Origin of the sequence: Rheinheimera sediminis (assembly GCF_004005375.1) — a bacterium.
GTDB lineage: Bacteria > Pseudomonadota > Gammaproteobacteria > Enterobacterales > Alteromonadaceae > Pararheinheimera.
In genome coordinates this window covers 14,301-37,576 of the sequence record NZ_RZUF01000025.1, presented here as the reverse complement: position 1 = coordinate 37,576, position 23,276 = coordinate 14,301, and the positions used below count along the sequence as shown (strand labels likewise).

Annotated in this window: 26 protein-coding genes; 17 read left to right on the top strand and 9 right to left on the bottom strand. The window is 47.3% G+C overall.

What is annotated here, in order from left to right; all coding sequences use genetic code 11:
- Positions 1-133 precede the first annotated feature (133 nt).
- From EMM73_RS16395 to hslR, 3 genes are all read right to left on the bottom strand, one after another.
- Positions 134-1,675: a phosphoenolpyruvate carboxykinase gene (locus EMM73_RS16395; protein ID WP_127687886.1), complete on the bottom strand. Its 1,542-nt coding sequence runs from the start codon at positions 1,673-1,675 to the stop codon at positions 134-136.
- Between the two features lie 343 nt (positions 1,676-2,018).
- Positions 2,019-2,867, bottom strand: a complete 849-nt coding sequence (gene hslO / locus EMM73_RS16390) for an Hsp33 family molecular chaperone HslO (RefSeq protein ID WP_127687885.1) — start codon at positions 2,865-2,867, stop codon at positions 2,019-2,021.
- Positions 2,868-2,876: 9 nt separating this feature from the next.
- Positions 2,877-3,287: a ribosome-associated heat shock protein Hsp15 gene (gene hslR, locus EMM73_RS16385; RefSeq protein ID WP_127687884.1), complete on the bottom strand. Its 411-nt coding sequence runs from the start codon at positions 3,285-3,287 to the stop codon at positions 2,877-2,879.
- A 144-nt stretch (positions 3,288-3,431) separates the two neighbouring features.
- Between hslR and gspC the strand changes: the two genes are divergently transcribed.
- The 12 genes from gspC (at position 3,432) to EMM73_RS16325 (ending at position 14,671) form a co-directional block, all read left to right on the top strand.
- On the top strand, positions 3,432-4,340 hold the full coding sequence (gspC, locus tag EMM73_RS16380) for a type II secretion system protein GspC (protein WP_127687883.1): 909 nt from the start codon (positions 3,432-3,434) through the stop codon (positions 4,338-4,340).
- A 26-nt stretch (positions 4,341-4,366) separates the two neighbouring features.
- Positions 4,367-6,457 (top strand): type II secretion system secretin GspD, encoded by a 2,091-nt coding sequence (gene gspD, locus EMM73_RS16375; RefSeq protein WP_127687882.1) that lies wholly within the window; start codon positions 4,367-4,369, stop codon positions 6,455-6,457.
- Entirely contained in the window at positions 6,457-7,965 is a 1,509-nt protein-coding gene (gene gspE, locus EMM73_RS16370; protein ID WP_127687881.1) for a type II secretion system ATPase GspE, read from the top strand. Before gspD ends, gspE begins: the two co-directional genes overlap by 1 nt.
- Positions 7,965-9,185, top strand: coding sequence for a type II secretion system inner membrane protein GspF (gspF, locus tag EMM73_RS16365; protein ID WP_127687880.1), 1,221 nt, complete (start codon positions 7,965-7,967; stop codon positions 9,183-9,185). Before gspE ends, gspF begins: the two co-directional genes overlap by 1 nt.
- A 3-nt stretch (positions 9,186-9,188) precedes the next feature.
- Entirely contained in the window at positions 9,189-9,626 is a 438-nt protein-coding gene (gene gspG / locus EMM73_RS16360; RefSeq protein ID WP_008899651.1) for a type II secretion system major pseudopilin GspG, read from the top strand.
- Between the two features lie 3 nt (positions 9,627-9,629).
- Positions 9,630-10,256, top strand: a complete 627-nt coding sequence (gspH, locus tag EMM73_RS16355; RefSeq protein ID WP_127687879.1) for a type II secretion system minor pseudopilin GspH — start codon at positions 9,630-9,632, stop codon at positions 10,254-10,256.
- Positions 10,253-10,624 (top strand): type II secretion system minor pseudopilin GspI, encoded by a 372-nt coding sequence (gene gspI, locus EMM73_RS16350; RefSeq protein ID WP_127687878.1) that lies wholly within the window; start codon positions 10,253-10,255, stop codon positions 10,622-10,624. Before gspH ends, gspI begins: the two co-directional genes overlap by 4 nt.
- Positions 10,611-11,222 carry a type II secretion system minor pseudopilin GspJ gene (gene gspJ, locus EMM73_RS16345; RefSeq protein WP_127687877.1) on the top strand — a complete coding sequence of 204 codons (612 nt, stop codon included), beginning with the start codon at positions 10,611-10,613 and terminating at the stop codon, positions 11,220-11,222. The genes gspI and gspJ overlap by 14 nt, the downstream gene beginning before the upstream one ends.
- Complete coding sequence (gspK, locus tag EMM73_RS16340) at positions 11,222-12,202, top strand: type II secretion system minor pseudopilin GspK (protein WP_127687876.1); 981 nt, start codon at positions 11,222-11,224, stop codon at positions 12,200-12,202. Before gspJ ends, gspK begins: the two co-directional genes overlap by 1 nt.
- Complete coding sequence (gene gspL, locus EMM73_RS16335) at positions 12,199-13,389, top strand: type II secretion system protein GspL (RefSeq protein WP_127687875.1); 1,191 nt, start codon at positions 12,199-12,201, stop codon at positions 13,387-13,389. The genes gspK and gspL overlap by 4 nt, the downstream gene beginning before the upstream one ends.
- Before the next feature lie 67 nt (positions 13,390-13,456).
- A complete protein-coding gene (locus tag EMM73_RS16330) occupies positions 13,457-13,912 on the top strand; it encodes a type II secretion system protein M (protein ID WP_261373471.1) in 456 nt (151 codons plus the stop codon).
- On the top strand, positions 13,913-14,671 hold the full coding sequence (locus tag EMM73_RS16325) for a type II secretion system protein N (protein WP_127687873.1): 759 nt from the start codon (positions 13,913-13,915) through the stop codon (positions 14,669-14,671). It begins immediately after the preceding gene.
- A gap of 86 nt (positions 14,672-14,757) precedes the next feature.
- Here the strand turns inward: EMM73_RS16325 and yrfG are convergent, their stop codons facing one another.
- Positions 14,758-15,459 (bottom strand): GMP/IMP nucleotidase, encoded by a 702-nt coding sequence (gene yrfG / locus EMM73_RS16320; protein ID WP_127687872.1) that lies wholly within the window; start codon positions 15,457-15,459, stop codon positions 14,758-14,760.
- Between the two features lie 61 nt (positions 15,460-15,520).
- Here yrfG and nudE point away from each other — a divergent pair, with 61 nt between their 5' ends.
- On the top strand, positions 15,521-16,099 hold the full coding sequence (nudE, locus tag EMM73_RS16315) for an ADP compounds hydrolase NudE (RefSeq protein ID WP_127687871.1): 579 nt from the start codon (positions 15,521-15,523) through the stop codon (positions 16,097-16,099).
- A complete protein-coding gene (gene cysQ / locus EMM73_RS16310; RefSeq protein ID WP_127687870.1) occupies positions 16,086-16,913 on the top strand; it encodes a 3'(2'),5'-bisphosphate nucleotidase CysQ in 828 nt (275 codons plus the stop codon). Before nudE ends, cysQ begins: the two co-directional genes overlap by 14 nt.
- 2 nt (positions 16,914-16,915) lie before the next feature.
- On the opposite strand, the gene EMM73_RS16305 is transcribed toward cysQ, so the two are convergent.
- Together EMM73_RS16305 and EMM73_RS16300 are read right to left on the bottom strand one after the other, a co-directional pair.
- Positions 16,916-17,173, bottom strand: a complete 258-nt coding sequence (locus EMM73_RS16305; RefSeq protein WP_127687869.1) for a YheU family protein — start codon at positions 17,171-17,173, stop codon at positions 16,916-16,918.
- A complete protein-coding gene (locus EMM73_RS16300; RefSeq protein ID WP_127687868.1) occupies positions 17,173-18,180 on the bottom strand; it encodes a hydrolase in 1,008 nt (335 codons plus the stop codon). The genes EMM73_RS16305 and EMM73_RS16300 overlap by 1 nt, the downstream gene beginning before the upstream one ends.
- A 57-nt stretch (positions 18,181-18,237) precedes the next feature.
- Between EMM73_RS16300 and EMM73_RS16295 the strand changes: the two genes are divergently transcribed.
- Together EMM73_RS16295 and EMM73_RS16290 are read left to right on the top strand one after the other, a co-directional pair.
- A complete protein-coding gene (locus tag EMM73_RS16295; RefSeq protein WP_127687867.1) occupies positions 18,238-18,735 on the top strand; it encodes a hypothetical protein in 498 nt (165 codons plus the stop codon).
- Positions 18,732-20,306: a GMC family oxidoreductase gene (locus EMM73_RS16290; RefSeq protein WP_127687866.1), complete on the top strand. Its 1,575-nt coding sequence runs from the start codon at positions 18,732-18,734 to the stop codon at positions 20,304-20,306. The genes EMM73_RS16295 and EMM73_RS16290 overlap by 4 nt, the downstream gene beginning before the upstream one ends.
- A 45-nt stretch (positions 20,307-20,351) precedes the next feature.
- On the opposite strand, the gene EMM73_RS16285 is transcribed toward EMM73_RS16290, so the two are convergent.
- The 3 genes from EMM73_RS16285 to EMM73_RS16275 all read right to left on the bottom strand — a co-directional run bounded on the left by EMM73_RS16285 (position 20,352) and on the right by EMM73_RS16275 (position 22,957).
- On the bottom strand, positions 20,352-20,480 hold the full coding sequence (locus EMM73_RS16285; protein ID WP_127687865.1) for a DUF3149 domain-containing protein: 129 nt from the start codon (positions 20,478-20,480) through the stop codon (positions 20,352-20,354).
- Positions 20,481-20,562: 82 nt separating this feature from the next.
- On the bottom strand, positions 20,563-21,072 hold the full coding sequence (locus EMM73_RS16280; RefSeq protein ID WP_127687864.1) for a TIGR02444 family protein: 510 nt from the start codon (positions 21,070-21,072) through the stop codon (positions 20,563-20,565).
- Positions 21,044-22,957, bottom strand: a complete 1,914-nt coding sequence (locus EMM73_RS16275) for an ABC transporter ATP-binding protein (protein WP_127687863.1) — start codon at positions 22,955-22,957, stop codon at positions 21,044-21,046. The genes EMM73_RS16280 and EMM73_RS16275 overlap by 29 nt, the downstream gene beginning before the upstream one ends.
- 110 nt (positions 22,958-23,067) lie before the next feature.
- On the opposite strand from EMM73_RS16275, the gene EMM73_RS16270 reads away from it, so the two are divergent.
- Positions 23,068-23,274 (top strand): YheV family putative zinc ribbon protein, encoded by a 207-nt coding sequence (locus EMM73_RS16270; RefSeq protein ID WP_127687862.1) that lies wholly within the window; start codon positions 23,068-23,070, stop codon positions 23,272-23,274.
- The last annotated feature ends 2 nt before the right edge of the window (positions 23,275-23,276 follow it).

The window sequence follows — 23,276 nt, the reverse complement described above, 5'->3', positions numbered from 1 at the left end:
CACTTTTTTCAGGCTCAGTCCAAAAAAGTCTATTCGTGCTGTTGAGGGGATAGCCATTCTTTTCCAAAAAAATAATGCCAGTCAGTTTAACTGACTGGCATTATTCTAATGCAGAGCCTTTTTAATCAAATCATTAAGCTACTTTTGGACCTGCGTTGCGAATTGCATCAGATACATCGTATTTCTTAAAGTTGTTGGCAAACTCAGTAGCCAGTTTAGTGGCATATTCATCATAAGCCGCTTTATCAGCCCAGGTGTCTCTTGGGTTCAGCAAGTTGCTGTCCACGCCTGTTACTTTCAACGGCACATTCAGATTTAACTCTGGCAAGTGTACAGTTTCAGCAGTGGCTAATTCGCCGGAAACGATGGCGTCGATAATGCCGCGGGTGGTTGGGATATCAAAACGTGTACCCACACCATGTGGACCACCAGTCCAGCCTGTGTTGACTAAATACACTTTGCTACCGAACTCACGGACACGTTTGATCAGCAGTTCTGCGTAGACACCAGCTGGGCGCGGGAAAAACGGCGCACCAAAACAAGTAGAGAAAGTGGATTCAATAGCAGACGTTGAACCAATCTCGGTCGAGCCTACTTTGGCGGTGTAACCACTTAAGAAGTGATAAGCAGCAGCTTCTTCTGACAGTATAGAGACAGGTGGTAAAACACCACTGACATCACAAGTCAGGAAAACAACAGCTTTAGGTTCACCGGCACGGTTTTCCAGTACACGTTTTTCCACATGGGCTAACGGATAAGCGGCGCGGCTGTTTTGAGTCAGGCTGGCGTCTTTGTAATCCGGAGTACGGTTGGCATCTAACACCACATTTTCCAGAATAGTACCGAAGCGGATCGCATCCCAAATCACAGGCTCGTTTTTCTGCGACAAGTCGATACATTTAGCGTAGCAACCGCCTTCAATATTAAACACTGAATTAGGCGCCCAGCCGTGCTCGTCATCACCAATCAGGAAACGTTTAGGGTCAGCAGACAAGGTCGTTTTGCCAGTGCCTGACAAACCAAAGAATAAGGAGGTGTCGCCTGCTTCGCCGACATTGGCCGAACAGTGCATTGGCAATACGCCTTTGGCTGGCAACAGGAAGTTTTGTACTGAGAACATAGCTTTTTTCATTTCACCGGCATAACGCATGCCCGCTAATAACACTTTGCGCTCGGCAAAGTTGATCATCACAGTACCGTCACTGTTGGTGCCGTCACGCTCTGGGTCGCATTCAAACGAAGGTACGTTCAGAATTTGCCAGGTTTCTTTGCCTGATGCGTTCCACTGCGCCGGAGTAATAAACATGTTTTTGGCAAAAATATGCTGCCATGCGGTCTCAGTGGTCACTGTCATCGGAATGTAGTGTTCCGGGTCTGCACCTACTTCAAGGTGCGAGACAAAATGTTCTTTAGTCGCAATAAAATCGCTGACACGAGCCCAAAGTGCAGAAAACTGCACAGGGTCAAAAGGACGGTTAACGTTGCCCCATTGAATATCCTGCTCTGTGCTGGATTCTTTGACGATAAAACGATCTGTAGGTGAGCGACCAGTTCTGTGACCGGTTTTAACCACCAAAGCGCCGTTATCCGCTAACACACCTTCGTTGCGACGAATAGCGTGTTCAACTAAATCGGCCACTGTTAAATCCATGTGACGGGTGATTGTAGAGGTCATTGTAGGGTGACTCCTTGAGGTACGTAGGTCAGTAAATTTATGGTTTTTAGTAGATTTCGGCTCGATTGTACTCCATTTAGATGGCTAAAACATCCAGCAATACGGGCTTTTGTCGGAAATTTCAATGAAAAATGAAAACTTACAGGCTGGGTTACAAAAATGTATTGGCAACATCCGGGTAGAGGTAGGCTCTGCTTGACAGCATTTTTACCTAAAACAATTGCAGTGAGTCGACAAGTGAGGCAAACCCCAGCCACATAGCTGATGCTATGTGACTGGGGCTAACTTTCTTCTGTCAGCGCAGGGAGCTAATAACGCTACAGCTTCAAGTGAGAAGGGTTGATCAGAACTTATTCAATAATAAGGATAAATCGGTACTATCGAACTGAAAGGTACTGTTGCAGTAGTCACAACTGATCTCTAGTTTACCTTCCGCTATATGCTCTTCAATGGCTGTTTTACCCAGGCTGATGATGGCTGATTCACATTTTTCGCGCGTGCAGCCACAAACAAAACGTATAGCCTGATGCGGAAATACTTCGACTTCTTCGTCATGGTACAAGCGGTGCAGCATTTGTTCTGTAGGCAAATTCAGTAATTCGTTGGCTGTGATGGTATCGGTCACTATCACTAAATCACTAAAATCCTGCTTGGCTTTTTCCGGATCAACAGGCAACACCTGCAACAACAAACCAGCAGCGCGGCTTTGATTTTCAGTCAGGTCGGTAAACAAATACAAACGGGTGGGTAGTTGCTCTGACTGCGCAAAATATGCTTCTAAGGTATCGGTCAGGCTGTCGCCGGTCAGAGGGATAATGCCCTGATAACGTTCGCCTTGCTTGGGTGTAATAGTCACCAGCATATAACCTTCACCAATCAAGTCACGAAAACCTGTGGCGCCAATTTCTGCCTGCAGTCTTGCTACGCCCCGGAATTCCTGCTCTGCAGTACCATTTACCGCTGCAAAGCGCACAGGGCCATCGCCTTGTAGTTGCACAGCTATATCACCATCCAGTTTTAAGGTGGCTGTTAATAAACTGGTCGCAACCACCAGTTCGGCTAATAACTGCTTCACCGGATAGGGGTAATCATGATTCTGCAGCATTTGCTGCAAGCTGTTGGAGACGTAGGCGATTTCGCCACGCGTATCGCGCTGATTAAATAAAAATCGTACTAAAACATCTTGATTCATAACATTACCTTAAGATTGCTGTGACTTTATCAGCAGCAGCTGCCGACGCATTTTTTTGTCGGGTTTGGTTTCCGGATGAGGCGCGAATAGCAAATTCATTTTTCGTAACTCAGCTCGTTCCTGCTTTAATTGCTGACTTTCTTCAGTTTCCTGATACAAAGCTTGAGCCAATGGCGCTGCGAGTCGTTTGTCGGACAGGGCCTGAACTATTACAGTTCTTTCATCCGTGCCTTGTGTCAGTTTGACAGTCGCCCCTATTTCCACAGTTCTGCTGGCTTTGCAGCGCTGACCATTATAATGAACTTTTCCGCCTTCGATCATGTCTTTCGCCAGAGCTCTGGTTTTGTAAAAGCGACAAGCCCACAGCCATTTATCTAAACGTAATATAAGTGTGTTAGGCTGGTTTACCGATTTATCCATGCCTGTTCTCCGCTACTGTTGCGTATTAAGTATAGTCTGAGACCCTTTGAACAGACTAAGGGTTCTGAATTCTGATATGTAGGCTTGTTGAGGACAAAACAACTGGGTAAGATGCAATGAGTGATGTAACAGAATTATTAAAGAATGAAATGGTCCGCTTCCACCCAACCTGCCATTGAATGGCTGAACCGTCTGCCGCAACAGCGTCTGAACTTCTGGCTGACCGGTTTTTGTATTGTGCTGTTGTGCTGGTTGTTGGCAAAGTTGAGCTGGTTGCTCCTGCCTGTTCCTCATGCTCAGCCGATCACTGCTGTCGTTGCTGTAACAGGACAAACTGCTCCGGATTTGAAAGCATTGTTAGACGCCAGCTTGTTTGGTAAAGCATCAGCACAAGCAGAGGCTGCCCCTATTGCTGTTCCCACTACCGCGCCTAAAACGACCTTGAATGTCAAGCTGACTGGTGTGGTGGCTATTTCCGGCCAACCTGACAAAGGCTCGGCCGTGATAGAAAGCCAGGGTTCAGAGCAAACCTATGGGGTAGATGAAAAAATTGAAGGCACCAGTGCCAGTTTAAGCCAGGTATTTGAGGACAGAGTGCTGCTGAAAGTCTCGTCCCGTTTTGAAACTCTGATGCTCGATGGTCTCGAATTCCAACAAATGGCAGCTGATAATGGTTCTTTGCAGGAAGTCGATTACCGGCCACAACCTGAGCCAATGATGGAAGGGCCTCAGCCACCTGTGGAACAACTTGCGGATGTGCGTCAGGAAATGATGTCGGAGCCGATGAAGTTTTTCGATTATATTCGAGCCTCACCGCAATACCGCAATGGTCAGCTTTATGGTTACCGTGTGATGCCTGGTAAAGACCCGGCACTGTTTGAACGCATGGGTTTGAAAGCCAATGATGTAGCCGTTGAAATTAACGGTACGCCGTTAAATGATATGCAGCAGGCCATGATGGTCATGAATGAATTACGTGAAGCGACTCAGGCTTCGATTAAAGTTGAACGTGACGGCCAGACCAGAGACATTGTCTTTAGTCTGTCACAATAATAATTAATTAAGATGGTTAAACTCTAATGAAGTCAGTGACATCTTCTCGTTTGCACATTTCCCGTTGGTTTGGCTTGGGCGCTCTAGCGCTGCTGAGCTTTTTTGCAACTGCAACTGAATACCAGCCAAACTTTAAAGGCACAGATATCAACGAATTTATTAATATTGTTGGTAAAAATCTGAACAAAACTATCATTGTTGACCCACAGGTCCGTGGTCGTATTAACGTGCGCAGCTATGAAATGCTGAACGAAAAACAGTATTACCAGTTTTTCTTAAACGTACTGGAAGTCTATGACTTCTCCGTCGTTGAAATGAAAAGTGGCGTGCTGAAAGTGGTTCGGCAAAAAGATGCTAAAACGTCCAACATTCCTGTGGTCAGTGACAATGCGGGTGCCGTTGGTGATGAAATGGTGACCCGGGTAGTGCAGGTAAAAAACGTATCAGTACGTGAATTAGCACCTTTGTTACGCCAGTTTGTTGATCAAAGTGGCGGCGGCAGTGTGGTCAACTACGATCCGTCCAACGTCATTATGATGACGGGCCAGGCTGAGACAGTGAACCGTCTGGTCGACATTATTTCCCGCGTCGACAAAGCCGGCGATCAGGATTTAGAAATCATCAAACTCAGTTACGCTTCGTCGGCTGAAGTAGTGAGAATTCTGGAAAATATTTATAAAAATCAGGGAAAAGCCGAACAACCTGAGTTTTTGATCCCAAAAATTGTCGCCGACGAGCGCACCAACAGCGTCATTGTTAGTGGTGAACGTCAGGCGCGTGAACGTGTTGTGGCTTTAGTGCAGCGCTTAGATGCTGAACTGGAAAGTCAGGGCAATACCAGGGTGTATTACTTGAAATATGCCAAAGCTGAAGATTTAGTTAAAGTTCTGCAAGGTGTTAGTGCCAGCATAGTGGCTGAAACTCAGGGCGCAGCCACTCAGGCTCAGGGTGCCCGTGCCGGAGGCAAAGGCCGTGATGTCAGTATTGAAGCTCATGCTGAAAGTAACTCCTTAGTTATTACCGCTCAGCCTGACGTCATGCGTTCACTGGAAGATGTGATTCGGCAGGTGGATATTCGTCGTGCTCAGGTATTGGTTGAAGCCATTATTGTCGAAGTGGCCGATAACGCCGGAGCTAATTTAGGGGTGCAATGGATTAGTGCGACAGGCGGTATGCAGCAGTTTAATAATGGTGTAGTGCCAGTCAGCGCTATAGCTGCAGGGGCTGCTGCAGCCCGGACTGTGCCGGGCAGTGTAACTAAAACAACAAATGCTGAAGGTACAACGACAGAGCAGACAACACCTGATCAAGATGGCAACTACCAATTGTTGGGCGATGCTCTGGGCGGTGTAACCGGCATGATGCTGGGGGTGGTGAAAAACGACTGGGGCGCTATTTTACAGGCCGTCAGCACCGACAGTAACTCCAATATTCTGGCCACGCCTTCATTAACCACTCTGGATAACCAGGAATCCTCTTTTATTGTCGGTGAAGAAGTGCCGGTGAAAACTACCACCAGCCCAGGCTCAGGTGGCACCAACCCTTTTACCACCTTAGACCGGATTGAAGTAGGTATTAAGTTAAAAGTGACGCCTCAGATTAACGAAGGCAATGCAGTTAAACTGACCATAGAGCAGGAAGTGTCTGGCCGTAACGGTGACATTGAAGGCAACCCTATTATCGCCAAAAGGGAAATTAAAACCACAGTACTGGCTGACAATGGCGCTACCGTGGTTTTGGGTGGTTTAATTGATGAAGATGTGCAACAAAGCGAGTCTAAAGTACCGCTTTTAGGCGATATTCCTGTCGTAGGTGCCTTATTCCGCTCTACCTCCTCCAGCAAACGTAAACGTAATCTGATGATCTTTATCCGAGCCACTATTATGCGTGACGATGGTTTGCTCAGCGAAGTCAGCCAGCGTAAATACAACTATGTTCGGGCGCAGCAACTGGCTCAGGGCGAAAAAGGCATCAGCCTGATGCCGGGCGCTGAAACACCAGCTATGCCGGAATTTGACGATACCTTAATTATTCCACCGACTTTTGATGAGTATCTGCAGAAAAAACAGGCTCAGGATAAAGAGGTTGTGAAACCTGCAGAGCAGGGGACTAACTAATGTCTGCTGTTGATCTGAACGAGATGCAGCCGGCTGCGGCTAAAGTGCGTTTGCCTTTTGGTTTCGCCAAACGTTTTGGTGTCTTGTTACAGGCTCAGGCGGATGGCTGGTTGTTGGTTGTTAATCCTCAGACACCACCTGCTGCTTTATTGGAAGTGCGGCGCTTATTGTCGGTTTCTTTTAAAGTGCAGAAACTGCAACAGACTGAATTTGATGCACTATTAGAAGCTTCTTATCAGCGTGATTCGTCCGAAGCTCAGCAAATTATGCAGGACATTGGCAATGAAGTGGATTTAGCCTCTTTAGCGGATGAAATTCCTGAAACTGAAGATTTGTTAGAAAACGAAGACGATGCGCCAATCATTAAACTGATCAACGCCATGCTCGGCGAGGCTATCAAGTTGGGCGCTTCGGATATTCACGTTGAGACCTTCGAAAAAAATCTGGTGGTGCGTTTTCGGGTCGATGGCGTATTACGTGAGGTATTAAAACCTAACCGTAAATTATCCAGTTTGTTGGTGTCCCGTATCAAAGTGATGGCCAAACTGGATATAGCAGAAAAACGCGTGCCACAAGATGGCCGTATCAGCCTGCGTATCGCTGGCCGTGCTGTGGATGTGCGGGTCTCGACTATGCCATCCAGCCATGGCGAGCGGGTGGTGTTGCGTTTACTCGACAAAAATAACTCGCATCTGGACTTAAATAAGCTGGGTATGACGCCTGCTGTGCAGACGATGTTTTCGCAACTTATTTTAAAACCGCACGGTATTATTCTGGTTACAGGCCCTACAGGTTCAGGTAAAAGTACCACCTTGTATGCAGGACTGACCGAAATCAACACCAAAGACCGCAATATTCTGACGGTAGAAGACCCCATCGAATATGAGCTGGAGGGCATAGGCCAGACGCAGGTCAACACTAAGGTTAATATGACCTTTGCCCGAGGTTTACGCGCCATTTTGCGTCAGGATCCTGATGTGGTGATGGTGGGCGAAATCCGTGACTTAGAAACAGCACAAATTGCAGTACAGGCCAGTTTAACAGGCCACTTGGTGTTAAGTACGTTGCACACTAATACCGCCGCCGGTGCTATTACCCGTCTGGAAGATATGGGGGTTGAACCCTTTTTATTATCCTCCAGTTTATTAGGAGTCTTAGCTCAGCGTCTGGTCCGAACTTTATGCGTGCACTGTAAACAAGCGCACGAGCCGGACAAAGAAGAGCGGGCTTTGCTTGGTGTGGCAAAAAAAGAAGGATCAGTTATTTACCGTGCTGTAGGTTGTGAGCATTGTAACCAGACGGGCTATCGTGGCCGAACCGGTATTCATGAATTACTGGTGGTGGATGAGCATACCCGCGAATTGATTCACAACGGCAAGGGCGAGCAGTCGATTGAAAAATATATCCGCACTCAAAGCCCCAGTATCCGCCAGGACGGTTTCAGTAAAGTGTTAACAGGTGAAACCACACTGGAAGAAGTGTTGCGCGTGACCCGAGAGGATCTGTAGTGCCAGCTTTTGAATATCAGGCTATGGACGCCAAAGGGCGTCGCAGTAAAGGGGTACTGGAAGCTGATAATGCCCGTCAGGCCAGACAATTATTGCGTGAGCAAAAACTGACGCCGCTCAGTTTAGAGTTGGCTTCGCGGCAGGAAAAACTACTGGCGTCTGGTAAAAAGTGGTTTCAATCCGGCATCAGTGCCAGTGAACTGGCCTTGATCACCCGCCAAATGTCGACCTTAATTGAAGCAGGTTTACCTATAGAAAGTGCTTTGCTGGCGGTGTCTGAGCAATGTGATAAAGCCCGTTTGCAAAGCATGATGATGTCTGTGCGCTCTAAAGTTGTAGAAGGTTATAGTCTGGCCGAAGGCCTGGCTGAATTTCCTTATGTGTTTGACCATCTGTTTACTTCTATGGTGGCCGCGGGCGAAAAATCCGGCCATTTAGATGCGGTATTAAACCGCTTGGCTGATTACACAGAACAGCGTCAGCATATGCGCAGCCAGATTATGCAGGCGCTGTTATACCCTGCCATTCTGACCTTTTTTGCTGTGGCTGTGATCAGTATTTTACTGGCCGCTGTGGTGCCACAAATAGTGGGCCAGTTTGAACATATGGGGCAAAGTTTACCCGGCTCTACCTTGTTTTTGATTGCCGCCAGTGAGTTTTTACGTTCCTACGGTTTGCTGGTGCTGCTGGCTATTATTATTGCGGTAGCCGCCTTCAAACGAGCGCTGAATAAGCCGGCCTTTAAACTAAAAATTGATACCAGACAATTAAAGCTGGGGTTGATAGGCAAAGTCAGTCGCGGCTTAAACACAGCGCGTTTTGCCCGCACTTTAAGTATTCTAAACGCCAGCGCCGTGCCCTTACTCGAAGCTATGCGCATTAGCGCTGATGTGCTGGATAACAGCTATATGCGCCAGTCCATTGCCGAAGCGACACTGAAAGTGCGCGAAGGTTCTTCATTAAAAAATGCGCTGGAGCAAACCAAATTATTCCCACCTATGATGCTGCATATGATTGCTTCGGGCGAAAAAAGTGGACAACTCGATGGCATGTTAGAGCGCGCTGCCAATACGCAGGACAGGGAATTCGAAACCCTGGTGACTGTCTCATTAAAAGTATTTGAACCTGTTTTAGTTGCCGTGATGGCTGGCATAGTTTTATTTATTGTAATGGCGATTCTGCAGCCTATTTTGGCATTAAACAATTTAGTCGGAGGTTAAAAAATGCAACAACAAAAAGGTTTTACCTTATTAGAAGTGATGGTGGTTATTGTTATTTTGGGCGTTATCGCCAGTATGGTTGTGCCTAACTTAATGGGCAATCAGGAAAAAGCGGCACGACAAAAAGTGGTAGTGGATATTCAGCAGCTGGAAAACGCGCTGGATTTATACAAGCTGGACAACGGCTTCTATCCAACCACAGAACAAGGTTTGCAGGCTTTAGTGACTCAGCCTACCTCTGAACCTATGCCACGTTCTTTTCCTGAAGGTGGCTTTATTAAACGCTTGCAAAGAGACCCATGGGATAACGAATATCAGTTAGTCAGTCCAGGTGAGATGGGCCGTATTGATGTGTATTCAATGGGACCAGACCGTGTTGCAGGGACAGACGACGACATCGGCAACTGGAACCTGGATGCGCCGGACGCGCAGCAAAACTAAAACATGAAACACCACCGCGGTTTTACCTTGCTTGAAATCATGTTAGTGATGCTGTTATTGGGTTTAATGGCATCTTACGTGGTGGTGAACTTTGTCAGCGAATCGCGCACTGCCCGGATTCAGAAAGAAACCAACCGCCTGCAGCAACTGGTGCAGGTGGTGTCCGAAACGGCCATTTTAAAGCAGCAGGATTTTGGTTTGGTGCTGAATGATAAAGGTTATCAGTTTCTGGTGCACAACGGATTGCAGTGGTTGGAAGTGGCGGAACCTAAATTTATGCAGTTCCACCCCTGGCCAGAAACAGTGCAGGCCGAACTGGAACTGGAAGGTTTAAGCTGGGCAGAGGACAGTATTTTAGGTCAGGAAGAATTCCGCAAACTGCAGGAAGAATTGCAGGAACAGCTGGCCGAAGCTGAAGCAGAAGACAGCAATGAGGACAAAGCCAAAGATCCGTCCAAGGCGCGTGAAAAACCATTGTTGCCCAATGTCTATATTTTATCCTCAGGTGACATCAGCCCTTTTCAGTTGGTGCTGGCGGATGAAACTGAGCGTCCTTTTTGGTATCAGACACTGATAGGCGAATACAGTATTCCGCTGACCAAGTCTGAAGTGGAAAACAGCAGACCATGAGAAGCAAAGGCTTTACTCTGATAGAGTTGTTGATTGCAATGGCGGTATTTGCCACAGCTGGCGCTGCTGTGATGAAAACAGCATCTGAGCATATGAATTCTATCTCTCACTTGGAAAATTTGACCTTTGCTTCTTACGTGGCAGAAAACCAGCTAAATGCTGTGTTTCTGGAGAAAACCTGGCCATTAAAAAACGAACAGAAAACGGTCGAGTTTGCTAACCGCAGCTGGTTATGGCAGCAGCAAATAAACAAAACACCTGACGCGAATTTTAGTGCTGTAGTGGTCAAGGTCAGTCTGGCTGATAATCCGGAAAAAGTGGTGTATCAGTTGCAAACCTTTGTGGGTAAACCTGATGCTGAACGCTAGCAGAAACCGTGGTTTTACCTTTATTGAAATGTTACTGGCTATGGCAATTTTTGCCTTAGTAGGTTTAGCTTCTGCCAGCGTATTATCCAGTGTGACTGAATCTGATGCAGCCTCACAAAAAGCCGCTGAACGGCTGGCACAGATACAGCGCTTTTTTCTGATTTTAGAGCGCGATTTAGCTCAAATCAGTGCACGGCAAATTCGTGTTGAAGGTGAAGACCCGGTACGCACTCCTTTAGTTGGTGAAAAACTGATGCTGGAAAGCGATGAAGGCGGTTTTGCTTTTGTGCACAGTGGCTGGCGTAACCCCGGTATGGTTCTGCCGCGCAGTGAAATTCAGGCGGTAGCTTATCGTTTACGTGAAGGCAAAATTGAGCGGCTTTTTAGCTTATTCCCTGATGCTGTAACGGGCAGTGAACCCAAAGTACAGCCTTTGCTGGACAGAGTGACTGGCTTTAAAGTTGAGTTTTTAAAAGATGAGCAGTGGCAGGAAAACTGGAACGAAGAAAGGTTACCTAAAGCCATTCGTTTAACCATCAGCCACGAGCAACTGGGTGAAATGCAGCGCTTTTATACATTGATGAATGGGTTGACCTGATGCGTCGTCAAGCAGGCGTAGCCTTAGTTGTTGTGATGATGATTGTCGCTTTTGTGGTGGTGATTGCTGTGGGCATGAGTGGTCGTTTGCAATTGCAATTGCAACGTCAACTGAATCTACAGCAACAACAACAAGCCTACTGGTATGGTATAGCGGCAGAACAAGCCAGTATTCAGTTACTCAAAAGTACAGTAGCGGGTAAAGAAACTGTCAATCTTTCACAGGATTGGGCGAAGTTGGGCGCAACCTTTCCGGTCGATAATGGCAGTATTACCGGTAAGCTGATTGATTTACAAAGTTGTTTTAACTTAAATAATTTACAACGACCTGTCGATCAACAGCAGGTAGGGACTGGTCAGACGACCAATCAAAAAGCCTTTCAGCGTTTGTTGGAGTTAAAAGCGACAGATTTATCGATGCCGGCTGAGTACTTAACTGCCCGGATCAGCGACTGGCTGGATGCAGACAGTTTATTGCAAACTGCAGGTGGCGCAGAACAGGATGACTATGCAGGTTTGCAAATGCCATTTTATACCGCCAATAGTTTAATGGGCTCGACTTCAGAATTGCGGGTGATGCTGGATTTAACTCCGGCTGATTATGAGCTGGTGCGGCCCTGGGTCTGTGTGATCCCAAAAAACAGTACCAGTAAGTTAAACCTTAATACTATTACGGTAGAGAATTCGGCTTTACTAGCAGCCTATATTCCTGAACTGGATGAAGGGGCGGCGTCAGATTTAATAGGTAGCAGACCAGAAGAAGGTTTTGTCACTCTGGATGAAGTATGGGCCAGTCCTCAATTGGCGAGTATCACAGTCACAGATGAGGTCAAAGCCATGATGACAATAAATTCGAATTATTTTGTGCTCGAAACCACTGTAACTTATATGGACACCATCTTTAATTTGGCTTCTGTATTGGTGATTGACGAGCAACAAAAAGTAAAAGTGATAGCGCGGCGGTTTGGAGGCCAGTGGTGAACGAACAATTAATAATAAGACTGGGCAGTCAGCCACAGCAGCCAATCAGTTGGTTGGTATGGTCCGCCATCAATAAAGAGATTATCGCCAGCGGCCAGTTGGCGTCTGCCGACGAGCTGGCTGCGCTATCAGAGCGTTTAGGCCGTCGCCCTGTTGTGGCTTTGGTGCCTGCTGCTGATGTGGTGTTAAGCGAAGTGTTGCTGCCTGCTAAACCCAACCGGCAAATTATACAGGCTTTGCCTTATATGCTCGAAGAAGAGCATGCAGAGGATATTGAGCAGTTGTATCTGGCTTTGGGTCTATGTCAGCAACGGGGTAAAGAATACTGGCAGCAAGTGGCTTTGTGTAAAAAAACTCAATTGGAACAATGGGTCGACTCATTGGTTGTCGCTGGTTTTCAACCAATGCAGTTATTGCCAGATGCCTTGTTATTACCAGAACATCAGGACGGTGCTTCAGCTATTGAGTTGTCTGGTCAGTGGTTATTGCGCCAAGGCCCATGGCAGGCGTCGAGTATTGAACCGAACTGGTGGCCGGATTTTTTAAGTCTGGCCAATATCGAATTGATCCACAGCTACAGCCCGTGGCCCACCGAGATACTGCAAAACGTTCAGGCGGCTGAACCAGAGCTGCCGCTGGCGTTGTTAGCGCAGCAACTACCTCTGCAACGTTTTACTCTGTTGCAAGGCCAATATGCACCAAAAAAAGCCAAGAATAAAGTTTGGTCCTTGTGGCAAAGCTCTGTAGTTCTGGGCGCTGGCTGTCTGGCTTTGTATCTGCTGGCTTTAGCAGTGCAAGTCTGGCAACAAGGGCAATTGCTGCAGCAACAAAGAGCAGAACTGGTGACTTTGTATAAAAGTCGCTTCCCCGCTGAATCAACCCGGGATATTTCCCGTCAGCTGGCCCGCAAGTTACAAGGCGCAGGCAGTGGTCAGGACGCCAGTTTATTCAGCTTATTGAATGAATTGCAGCAGGAATTGGCTGTGACTACCAATGTGCGTTTAGATAACTTACGCTACGATCAAAAAAACAGTGAATTACGTTTCCAGGCGGAAGCTGACAGCTTCCAACGCTTTGATTACTTAAAAACCCGACTGGAACAAAAAGGTTTTGAAGTGAAACAAGGAGCGCTAAGTAACGACGGTGGCAAAGTGCAGGGCACTGTGGCTATGAAGGTGAAAGTATGAACAATTGGCCGGATAGACAATTTTCACAGCCGCAGGCTGCCGCTCAGGGTGCAGATGGAGGTGCATTGTGAAGCAACTGCAAAGCTGGTGGCAATCGCTACAAAAACGTGAACAACAGTTGATGTTGGGGGCTGGTGTCACTCTGGCTGTCGCAGCTTTTTATTGGCTGCTATGGGCGCCGTTACATCTCAATTATCAGAGCCAACAACTGCAGTTGCAACAAGTCAGTCAGCAGTTGTTGCAAGTCAGTACTTTTCCTGTGGTGTCCACGCAAACCAAAGTGCAGGGCAGCCTGACCGATATAATCAGCTCCAGTGCCCGCACCCACAACATTCAGGTCAGTCGGATGCAACCACAAAATGATCAGATGCAGGTTATGCTGAACGATATTAGTTTTGATCAACTGCTGACCTGGCTGCATGCTTTGCAGTACCAGCATAACGTTAGCATAGTGCAACTGGATCTGGCTGTGGCCGATGCCCCTGGCATGGTTCGTGTCCGTCGTTTATTAGTTGAGTCGTAAATGAATTATAAAAAAATAATACCTGCTGCAATTGGTCTTTATCTGGTGTTTTTAGTAGTGCTGGCGCCTGCAGCCTGGTGGTTGAAGTTAGTACCTTTACCAGCACAAGTGCAATTGGGCCCTGTGACCGGCACTTTATGGCAAGGTCAGGTGCAGGCTGTGTCGCTGAATGGCTATGTGCTCCCGCAGGTCAATTGGCAGTTAAAGCCCTGGGCTTTCTTGATGGGAAAAGTGGCATTGGACCTGGATATAGGTCAAATCCGGCAAACCACTTCGCCTTATGCCAAAGCTCAGTTGTCTTATGGTTTTTCCGGTTTTGAGCTGGAATCAAGCCAGTTAAGGCTTCCTGTAGAACCTATAATCCCTTTACTAAAATTACCTTTGCCATTTCAGGTGGCGGCCAGTGGCAACATGCTGTTGAATATTCAGAAGTTCAGCATGGGTAAACCCTGGTGTGAGCAACTATCGGGCAAAGCCAGCTGGCTGGAAGCGAAGTTTCAGGCACCATCGGGCTGGATCGATTTAAAAGCCATAGATGTCAATTTAAGTTGTGAGCAAGGCCAGTTGCAATTGGTGACTGAACCCGGCAATCCGCTGGCGCTGAATGTCACAGCTTTAATAGGTGAACAGGGCAAGTACCAACTGAATGGTACTATGAAACCAGACGCCAGCTTGCCAAAAGAAGTGCATCAGGCGATGCAGTTCGTTGGCCAACCGGACGCAGAAGGGCGTTTTACTCTGAAATTACAGAGCCGTTAATAGTCCAGTCTTATTTGAAGGCGCAACTTTGTTGACAGTGTTCTCTCGCCCCAATCACATAGTCGCCTATGTTCATGGGGACTCATTCACTGGTCGTCTCGTTGCAACTTCAATTCATTCGGTGATGTCGCCTGAATCTCCGTCAGTAACACCGAATAATCTTCTACGGCCGGAAACTCAGTGATAGCTCTGCTGGGTTTTTGGCTGTCCGGGTTGGCGACTGCCAACAAATGAGCTATACCAAAGCGTTGCGCTGATTGCAAAATAGGCAGGCTGTCATCGACAAATAAAGTACGTTTGGGGTCAAAACCAAAACGTTGTTGCAACTGCTGCCAGAGTTCCTGCTGTTCTTTAGTCACACCAAATTCATGAGTCGACACCAGTGTATCTATATAGCTGGCAAGCTCAGTGCGCTCTATTTTAAGTGACAATGAATCCGGGTGGGCATTGGTCACCAATATGACTTTACGCCCCGAGTTTTTTAATGCGGTCAGGAAAGCCGGTGTATCAGCACGCATCTGAATTTTATCCATCACTTCACGCTTCAGCTCGGTGATGGGCAAGGATAATCTTTGGCTCCAGTAATCCAGACAATACCATTCAATCTTACCGTTCAGTTCCTGGTATTGGGCCTCTAGCTGCTTTTTCGCCTCAACCATACTAATGCCGCTAAGTTCCGCCCAGCGTTTTGGTAAATGCTCCAGCCAGAAGTGGTTATCAAAGTGTAAATCTAGCAAAGTACCGTCCATATCCAGTAACACGGTATCAATTTGTCTCCAGTTCAGCATAGGTTTTTCCAGCTAATCCATTTATAGTAAGGCGATAGCCCATTGTAGCAGAGGCAGTTTTATGGCGCAGCGCGACAGCGACAAAGAAAAACCACAGATTTTAGAGCAGAAACTGGTCGCACAAAGCCGGCTATTCAAAATTGAACAACTGGATTTGCAATTCAGTAACGGCGAACAGCGAACTTACGAGCGAATGAAAGGTAGTGGCCGTGGCGCTGTGATGGTCGTGGCTTGCCCAGAGCCTGGTAGTTTTTATTTGATCCGTGAGTATTGTGCCGGTACCCATGATTATCAGTTAGGTTTTCCTAAAGGTTTGATCGACTCAGGCGAAACGGCAATAGAAGCGGCCAATCGAGAGTTACAGGAAGAAATAGGTTTCAAGGCTGGACGTTTAATCCCTTTGAAAACCGTGGCCTTAGCTCCGGGTTACTTTAATGCTACAATGCATATCATATTGGCGTTAGATTTAACAGCCTCAAGCTTGCCAGGTGATGAGCCTGAACCTCTGGAACTGGTGAGCTGGCAGTGGCAACAACAGTTTGAACTGTTAGCGCAAAGTGATTTCACTGAAGCCCGCAGTGTAGCGGCTTTGTTTTTAGCCCGAGATTATCTGGATAAGCATCAGGATGTTTTTAAGTAGGTTACTGGAACCTGTCAAAGACGCTGCTCGTGCAGCTGGGGATACACTCTGGTCTATGTACCAGAGTGGCGATTTTGAGTCCAAACATAAAGCGGATGAGAGCCCGGTCACTAGCGCAGATTTAGCTGCCAATGCACTGATTTTGCATGCTTTAACCGAACTCGCTCCGGATATTCCAGTAGTCTCTGAAGAAATGCATTTACTGCCGCTGCGCCAGCGCCAGGATTGGCCACGCTATTGGCTGATTGACCCTATGGATGGCACTCAGGAGTTTATTGCACGCAGCGGAGATTTTGCCGTCAGCATAGCGCTGGTGGAACATGGCTGGCCTGTATTAGGGGTCATTTACTGGCCGAAAGAACAAATCTGGTATTACGCTACCCGTGGTAATGGCGCTTTTAAACAGCAGCACCATTTCATCAATCGAATTCAGGTCAATCAGCATCAACCTGGTGATGTGCTTAAAATAGCCGTCAGCCGTCGTCAACCCATTGAGCATATTCATCAGTTGCTTACTACTCCCGCCAGCTCAGAATTTATAGCGCTGGGCAGTTGCTCCTTAAAAAGCTGTCTAGTGGCTGAAGGGGGGGCAGACTGTTACCTGCGTTTAGGCCCAACAGGCGAATGGGATACTGCGGCAGTACATGTGATAGTCGAAGAAGCGGGTGGCAAAATTTTGGATAGCCAGTTTGCACCTTTAAGTTACAACCAGCGAGAAACCCTATCCAATCCCGATTTTATGGTGATAGGCCGCTCTGAGGTGCCATGGACCGAACTAATTCGGGCCCATAGCGCAACCCGTACTTTAGGCTGATCTCAGAAGGTGTCATTCTCCAGCTCGCCTTGCTTTACCAGTTGCCGCCACTGCTGTTTGGTGATGATATCTACACTTTCGTGTAATTCTGAATACAAGATCACGAGCTGGTCGGCTTCAAGCTGATGTTTCACCTGAGCCACTTTATCGCTCAGGCTAATGTCCTGTTCACCATACTCAGTGCCTTCGCGTAATACAAAAGCTTCGATCAGGCCTTCCAGCGTATCTGTAGACAATTGCTCATATGGAATAAGTAGCATCAGTGTTTTCCTAAAAATTGAGCAAGGTAAGGCGGTAGCTGTTGTTCCAGATAATACTCTGCTTTAAAAGGCGTATTGCCGGTAACAAAACCAACATGACCGCCATGTCGGGATAATAACAACTGCACATTAGGTGGCATTTCATCAGTTTTTGGTAATACAGCGGGTGATAAAAACGGATCATCTTTGGCATGTACCAGTAACAAAGGCACACGCACTTGTTTTAAAAAGGCTTTACCACTGGATTTATGGTAATAGTCATCGGCATTTTGAAAACCGTGCAAGGGGGCTGTTAGCAAGTCGTCAAAATCACGAATGGTTTTTAACGCCAGAATTTGCGCTTTGCTGACGGGCAAAGGAAAATCTTTGTGACGTTCCAGTTTGCGCAGCATAGTAGCTTTTAAACGGCCCAATAAATACTGCTGATAGACTTTGCTACCGCCTTGATTAATACGCTGTGCACTGGGAGCCAAGGCCAGAGGGGCGGATACAGCCACCGCAGCTTTCAGTACGCACTGTGATCCTTGTTCACCACAATACTTCACCAGCACATTACCGCCGAGAGAAAAACCAACAGCGGCCAGCTGACGGCCCGGATAACGCAGCTGGATCTGAGCTACTAGATAGGCAAGGTCAGCTGTGTCCCCTGAATGATAAGCGCGTGGCAAGCGGTTGGCGACACCGTTGCAGCCGCGAAAATGCATCAGCACTGCAGTAAAGCCCTGTTGTTGCAAAGCCCGTAACATACCCGCTGCATAGTGGCTATGGATATTACCTTCCAGACCATGCAACACCACCACTATTGGCTTAGCTGCAGCCAGCTCTGGGTTTTCTGTCCAGTTTAGCTGGATACGATCGCCATCCGGCAAAGCCAGCATCTCTGCTTCTGTTGGCAAAAATCTTCGAGTTGCCAGATATTTGGCCGCTATGGTTTGCAGATGGCAATTGCGTAACCACCAGGCTGGTTTAAAAGCTGGGGGAAGTTTTACAGTTTCGGGGGCTTGCAAAATCAACAATCCTACTTAACAATCAAGGTCACTTTCTCTGGCCGGACCACAACAACAATGAACAGACGCCAGTTTATTTTCCGCTCTCTTGCGCTGACAGTAGCCGCCAGCACTGGGTACGCAGTATATCAGTATCAAAGTCTGCAAGGCACTGACAATGCGGCTGTTCTGGTATTGGATGCGTTATTGCCTGCTGTATTGATGGGAGCCTTACCTGCCGATGCAAGATCGCAACAATTATCCCTGCAGCAGACGCGGGATGCTGTACTGGAGTTTTTGGCCTATTTACCTCAAAGTCAGCAACAACAATTGCACCAATTGTTTCAACTACTACAGCAGGATTTGGCCCGGCTGGCATTAACAGGGCAATGGTTGCAACTAGCAGATTTGCCGCTGACACAGCGCTTGAGTTTGTTACTAAGCTGGCGCGACAGTTACTTCTCATTATTACAGCAAGCCTTTAGCGGTTTGCGTGAACTGATCTATGGTGCCTTTTACGGTCAGCCGCAGCATTGGCAGGCGATGGGGTATAGTGCGCCGGAGTTTAACCCATGAAGAATCTGATTGCTGATGGTGTATCCTCTGGCTGGTCTTATCTGGATGCTTCTACTTTAACTACGGACCGGCATTTTGAAGCGGACATAGTAATTATAGGTTCTGGTGCTGGTGGAGCTATGGCAGCTGAGCAGTTAACTTTGGCTGGCTTCAAAGTGATCATCCTTGAAATGGGCGCTTTGTATGAAGGCAAAGACTTTCAGCAGCAAGAGCGCTGGGCTTACCCGGCTTTGTATCAGGATGGGGCAGGCCGTAAAACTTTGGATCAAAGTATAGGCATACTGCAAGGCCGCACTGTAGGTGGTTCTACCACTGTGAATTGGACTACATCAATTCGTACTCCCGACAAAGCCCTGGATTATTGGCGTGCTGAATTTGGTTGTGATTTTACCTCAGATAATTTAGCGCCTTATTTTCAACAGGCCGAACAGCGGCTGAATATTCATCCATGGCCAGTGCCACCTAATGCCAATAACGATAAACTGAAACAAGGTTGTGAGACTTTAGGCTGGCAGTACACAGTAATTAACCGCAACGTCAGCGGCTGCGCTAACCTGGGATACTGTGGTATGGGTTGTCCTATCAACGCCAAGCAATCTATGCTAGTCAGTACTATTCCATCGGCTATGCAGGCTGGTGCTATATTGATTAGCCGTGTTTCAGCCCGTGAACTCAAATGGCAGAATGATCAGGTGCAATCCTTAGTCGCAGTGCCTGTTGATCAGTACTACCAGCCCACTTCCAAAATAAAACTTAGCTTTAAAGCCAAGCATTACATAGTAGCAGCAGGCGCCATAGGGTCACCTGCTTTGTTGCTGCGTTCCAAATTGCCTGATCCCAGTGGGCGTTTGGGTAAGCATACCTACCTGCATCCCAGTGCGATTTCCGGTGCTTTGTTTGACGAGGTGATAGCTGGTCATAGCGGTGCCCCGCAGTCGATTTATTCAGACCAGTTTGTCTGGCCCGGCGATGGACAGATTGGTTTTAAGCTGGAAGTCCCGCCATTACACCCTGTGTTAATGGCCACTAAATTAACAGGCCTGGCGCAGTCCCATGCAGCCTTAATGCAGCAGTTTAATAAATTGCAGGTTATTATTGCTTTGCTAAGGGATGGCTTTCATCCGGATAGTCAGGGCGGCACAGTAGTGTTATCAGACCAAGGTGAGCCAATGCTGGATTACCCTCTATCTGATTATCTGTGGCAGGGTGTACAAAAGGCTTATCTGGCTATGGCCGAGTTGCAATTTGCAGCTGGTGCCAGGTCGGTATTGCCCATTCACCAGGATGCTCAGCTTTACTCCAGTTGGAAGCAGGCTCGTGAGGCGATTAAATCGCTGTCTTTACAAAAATACCGTGCGACCTTAGCATCAGCTCATGTGATGGGCGGCTGTAATATGAGTGCCAATGCGGGCCAAGGGGTAGTCAACCTGCAAGGTCGTCATCATCAGCTGGAAAACTTGTCTGTATTTGATGGTTCGGTATTGCCCTCAAGCTTAGGCGCTAATCCGCAGTTAACCATTTATGCTTTAACCTTGCGAAATACGGCAGCTTTAGTCAAGGCTTTAAAGTAAAGGCCCAAAGCGCAGTCTGCATGACTGCGCTTGTTACAATTGAGGCTATTCGGCATTTGACGTTTTATATAAGAAGTAGCCAGCGTAAAACAGGCATAAGCCAATCACTAAAGCCAGCCCGGTAAAGGAGATAAAGATCACCGGATCGTTCAGAAACTCTTGCCATACATTCATGATCATACCCTCGCTATTTACTGATGCTTTTAGTTTAGAAGTATCAGTAGAAGCAAAGCCTGATATAGATCAAAGTTGGACTTTAGATGCCTTCCAACTGCTGGCTTTGTTGATACAGATCAAGAATTTCAGCATCCAGCTGTTCAACAGGGGCTTGGATCAACACCAAATAGTGATCCAGCAGCTGACTGTAAGGCAACAGATCATCATTCAGACTTAACTGATTAAACTGCTGCACCAATAACTGCTGTTCCAGTTTTTCTGCAGCAAGCTCAGTGCTCAGTAATTGCTGGCGCAGAGGCTGCTGCATATCAGATTCTAGCCAGGGTGAAGGCAAGGTGCGGCGTAAGGTGCGGATAGACTGGGTGACTTCGGTGCTGAAGTGCTGCAGTAAATCTTCCAACTTTAGCAGTTGAGCTTCGCTTACACTTTGCTGCTGTTTGTCCAGATAAAGTAAAAACAGCAGCAGGTTAATATTCACACCATAGTTGTCCTGCCATTGTAGGCATAAATCTTTAATGACCGGATACAAGCTCAGGCTGTAGTGCCAGAACTGCTCAGAATTAAGAGTTTTTTTGCCAGAATTCTGCATTTTGTTGCTCCCAGGCTTCCTGAGCTTCGAACCATTGTTCTTCCACTTCAGATAATTCCTTTTGGACTTTTGTTTGATCGGCCAGTGTTTTGGTCAGCTCAGCTTTACGCACCGCATCATAGATGCCTGCATCTGCCAAAGTCGTTTCAATCTGCTGCTGTTGCTGGTGCAGCTTTTCTTGTTGCTGCTCCAGCTTCTCGATTTTTTGCTTTAACGGTCGCTGTAAAGTACGTAACTCAGCTTCCAAGCGCTTTTGATCTTTACGATTTTGGGCGCTATTGGCTACAGCTGTCTCGTCTGCGGCTGATGCTGCATTGGCTGCACGTTGATCCTGTTGTAACCACTGATAGTAGTCTGCCAAATCTCCGGCAAAAGGAGCAACTTTGCCGTGGGCAACCAGATAAAACTCATCTGTAGTGCTGCTGAGTAGATGCCGATCGTGCGAGACTAAAACTATAGCGCCTTCAAAGCTTTGTAAAGCCATGACGATGGCTTCACGCATATCCAGATCCAAATGGTTGGTTGGCTCATCCAACAGCAGCAGGTTAGGACGCTGATACACCAATAAAGCTAAGACTAAACGAGCTTTCTCGCCCCCTGAGAAGGGCGCGCAGGGAGATAAAGCTTTGTCACCGTGGAAACCAAAACCACCAATATAGTCCCGTAACTGCTGCTCTGTGGCGTCAGGTGCCAGACGTACCAAATGTTGTAACGGCGAGTCCTGCGGTCTTAGGGTTTCCAGCTGGTGCTGAGCAAAATAACCAATGCTGACACCATTGGCATACCAGATTTCACCGGCTTGTGGTTTCATCGACCCTGATAACATTTTAATCAATGTCGATTTACCAGCACCGTTACGCCCTAACAAACCGATACGGCTGCCAGGCAATAGCTGAAAGTTAATCTGCTGCAAAATAGGGGTATCGCCATAACCTGCTTTGACATTTTCCATCTTCAACAGTGGGTTTGGCAAAGAACGTGGGTCTAAAAACTCAAACTGAAAAGGCGAGTCGGCATGGGCCGGCGCCAGTAAGGTCATGCGCTCCAGCGCTTTGATCCGGCTTTGCGCTTGTTTGGCTTTGGTGGCCTGAGCACGGAATCGGTCAATATACTTTTGCAGATGCGCCACTTGACGTTGCTGTTTTTCAAACATCGATTGGTGTTGCGATAAATGCTCAGCGCGCTGCCGTTCAAACTGACTGTAATTGCCTTTGTATAAAGTTAAAGTCTGATTATCGATGTGCACCGTATTATCAATCACAGCATCAAGAAAATCGCGGTCGTGGCTGATCAATAGCAAAGTGCCAGTAAAAGAAGCCAGGTATCTTTCTAGCCATAGCACAGCGTCTAAATCTAAGTGGTTGGTAGGTTCATCCAGCAGCAACAGTTCTGCTGGTTGCATCAGAGCTTTGGCAAGGTTTAAACGCATACGCCAGCCACCCGAAAATGATTTTACACTTTGTTGCTGTGCTGTACCGCTAAAGCCCAAGCCATCCAATAAAATACCCGCTTTGGCTTCGGCTCTGTAGCCGTCTAAAGCATCAATCTGGTGATGCACTGCAGCTAAATCGACACTGCCATCGGTAATTTTTAGCTGTTGTAGCAATGGGTAAAGTTTTTCATCGCCTTGCAGCACATAATCCATGGCTGACATATCCAGCGCTGGCGTTTCCTGCGCTACAGTGGAGATAGTCCAGCTGGCAGGAATAGAGACAGAACCAGCGTCAGGTTGCAGCTTTTGTTGCAACAAAGCAAAAAGACTGGATTTACCACAGCCGTTGGCGCCTATTATTCCGACCTTTTGGCCTGGAAATACGGTAAGATCGGCTTGTTGCAGTAAGCAGTTAATACCGCGTCGCAGTTCGACGTTTTGTAGTTGGATCATGGTGTTTAAGCCCAGACGAAAATTGGTTGCTACTCTAATCGCAAAGTGGCGACAAACCAAGAGTGCAAGCGGTATTGATGCGATAAAAGCCCGGTTTGGAGAGTAAAAATATGACAGAAAGAAAGAAAAAACGTTTTATCGCTGGTGCAACTTGCCCTCAGTGCAAAGCCATGGATACCTTGATGTTGTTTGTTGAGAACAATGTTGAAAAAGTCGAATGTGTTGAGTGTGGCCATCATATGGCGCAACCTGAACAGCAGGTGGCAAAAGCGTCGCGTGCTGCTGAACAGGTGATAGGTGTGTTTAAACCCGAATAACA

Bases quoted from the DNA above. Each gene is read 5' to 3' on its own strand.
- EMM73_RS16395 (WP_127687886.1), bottom strand. From the start codon at position 1,675: ATGACCTCTACAATCACCCGTCACATGGATTTAACAGTGGCCGATTTA.
- hslO (WP_127687885.1), bottom strand. From the start codon at position 2,867: ATGAATCAAGATGTTTTAGTACGATTTTTATTTAATCAGCGCGATACG.
- hslR (WP_127687884.1), bottom strand. From the start codon at position 3,287: ATGGATAAATCGGTAAACCAGCCTAACACACTTATATTACGTTTAGAT.
- gspC (WP_127687883.1), top strand. From the start codon at position 3,432: ATGAAATGGTCCGCTTCCACCCAACCTGCCATTGAATGGCTGAACCGT.
- gspD (WP_127687882.1), top strand. From the start codon at position 4,367: ATGAAGTCAGTGACATCTTCTCGTTTGCACATTTCCCGTTGGTTTGGC.
- gspE (WP_127687881.1), top strand. From the start codon at position 6,457: ATGTCTGCTGTTGATCTGAACGAGATGCAGCCGGCTGCGGCTAAAGTG.
- gspG (WP_008899651.1), top strand. From the start codon at position 9,189: ATGCAACAACAAAAAGGTTTTACCTTATTAGAAGTGATGGTGGTTATT.
- gspH (WP_127687879.1), top strand. From the start codon at position 9,630: ATGAAACACCACCGCGGTTTTACCTTGCTTGAAATCATGTTAGTGATG.
- gspI (WP_127687878.1), top strand. From the start codon at position 10,253: ATGAGAAGCAAAGGCTTTACTCTGATAGAGTTGTTGATTGCAATGGCG.
- gspJ (WP_127687877.1), top strand. From the start codon at position 10,611: ATGCTGAACGCTAGCAGAAACCGTGGTTTTACCTTTATTGAAATGTTA.
- gspK (WP_127687876.1), top strand. From the start codon at position 11,222: ATGCGTCGTCAAGCAGGCGTAGCCTTAGTTGTTGTGATGATGATTGTC.
- EMM73_RS16325 (WP_127687873.1), top strand. From the start codon at position 13,913: ATGAATTATAAAAAAATAATACCTGCTGCAATTGGTCTTTATCTGGTG.
- yrfG (WP_127687872.1), bottom strand. From the start codon at position 15,459: ATGCTGAACTGGAGACAAATTGATACCGTGTTACTGGATATGGACGGT.
- nudE (WP_127687871.1), top strand. From the start codon at position 15,521: ATGGCGCAGCGCGACAGCGACAAAGAAAAACCACAGATTTTAGAGCAG.
- cysQ (WP_127687870.1), top strand. From the start codon at position 16,086: ATGTTTTTAAGTAGGTTACTGGAACCTGTCAAAGACGCTGCTCGTGCA.
- EMM73_RS16305 (WP_127687869.1), bottom strand. From the start codon at position 17,173: ATGCTACTTATTCCATATGAGCAATTGTCTACAGATACGCTGGAAGGC.
- EMM73_RS16295 (WP_127687867.1), top strand. From the start codon at position 18,238: ATGAACAGACGCCAGTTTATTTTCCGCTCTCTTGCGCTGACAGTAGCC.
- EMM73_RS16290 (WP_127687866.1), top strand. From the start codon at position 18,732: ATGAAGAATCTGATTGCTGATGGTGTATCCTCTGGCTGGTCTTATCTG.
- EMM73_RS16285 (WP_127687865.1), bottom strand. From the start codon at position 20,480: ATGAATGTATGGCAAGAGTTTCTGAACGATCCGGTGATCTTTATCTCC.
- EMM73_RS16280 (WP_127687864.1), bottom strand. From the start codon at position 21,072: ATGCAGAATTCTGGCAAAAAAACTCTTAATTCTGAGCAGTTCTGGCAC.
- EMM73_RS16275 (WP_127687863.1), bottom strand. From the start codon at position 22,957: ATGATCCAACTACAAAACGTCGAACTGCGACGCGGTATTAACTGCTTA.
- EMM73_RS16270 (WP_127687862.1), top strand. From the start codon at position 23,068: ATGACAGAAAGAAAGAAAAAACGTTTTATCGCTGGTGCAACTTGCCCT.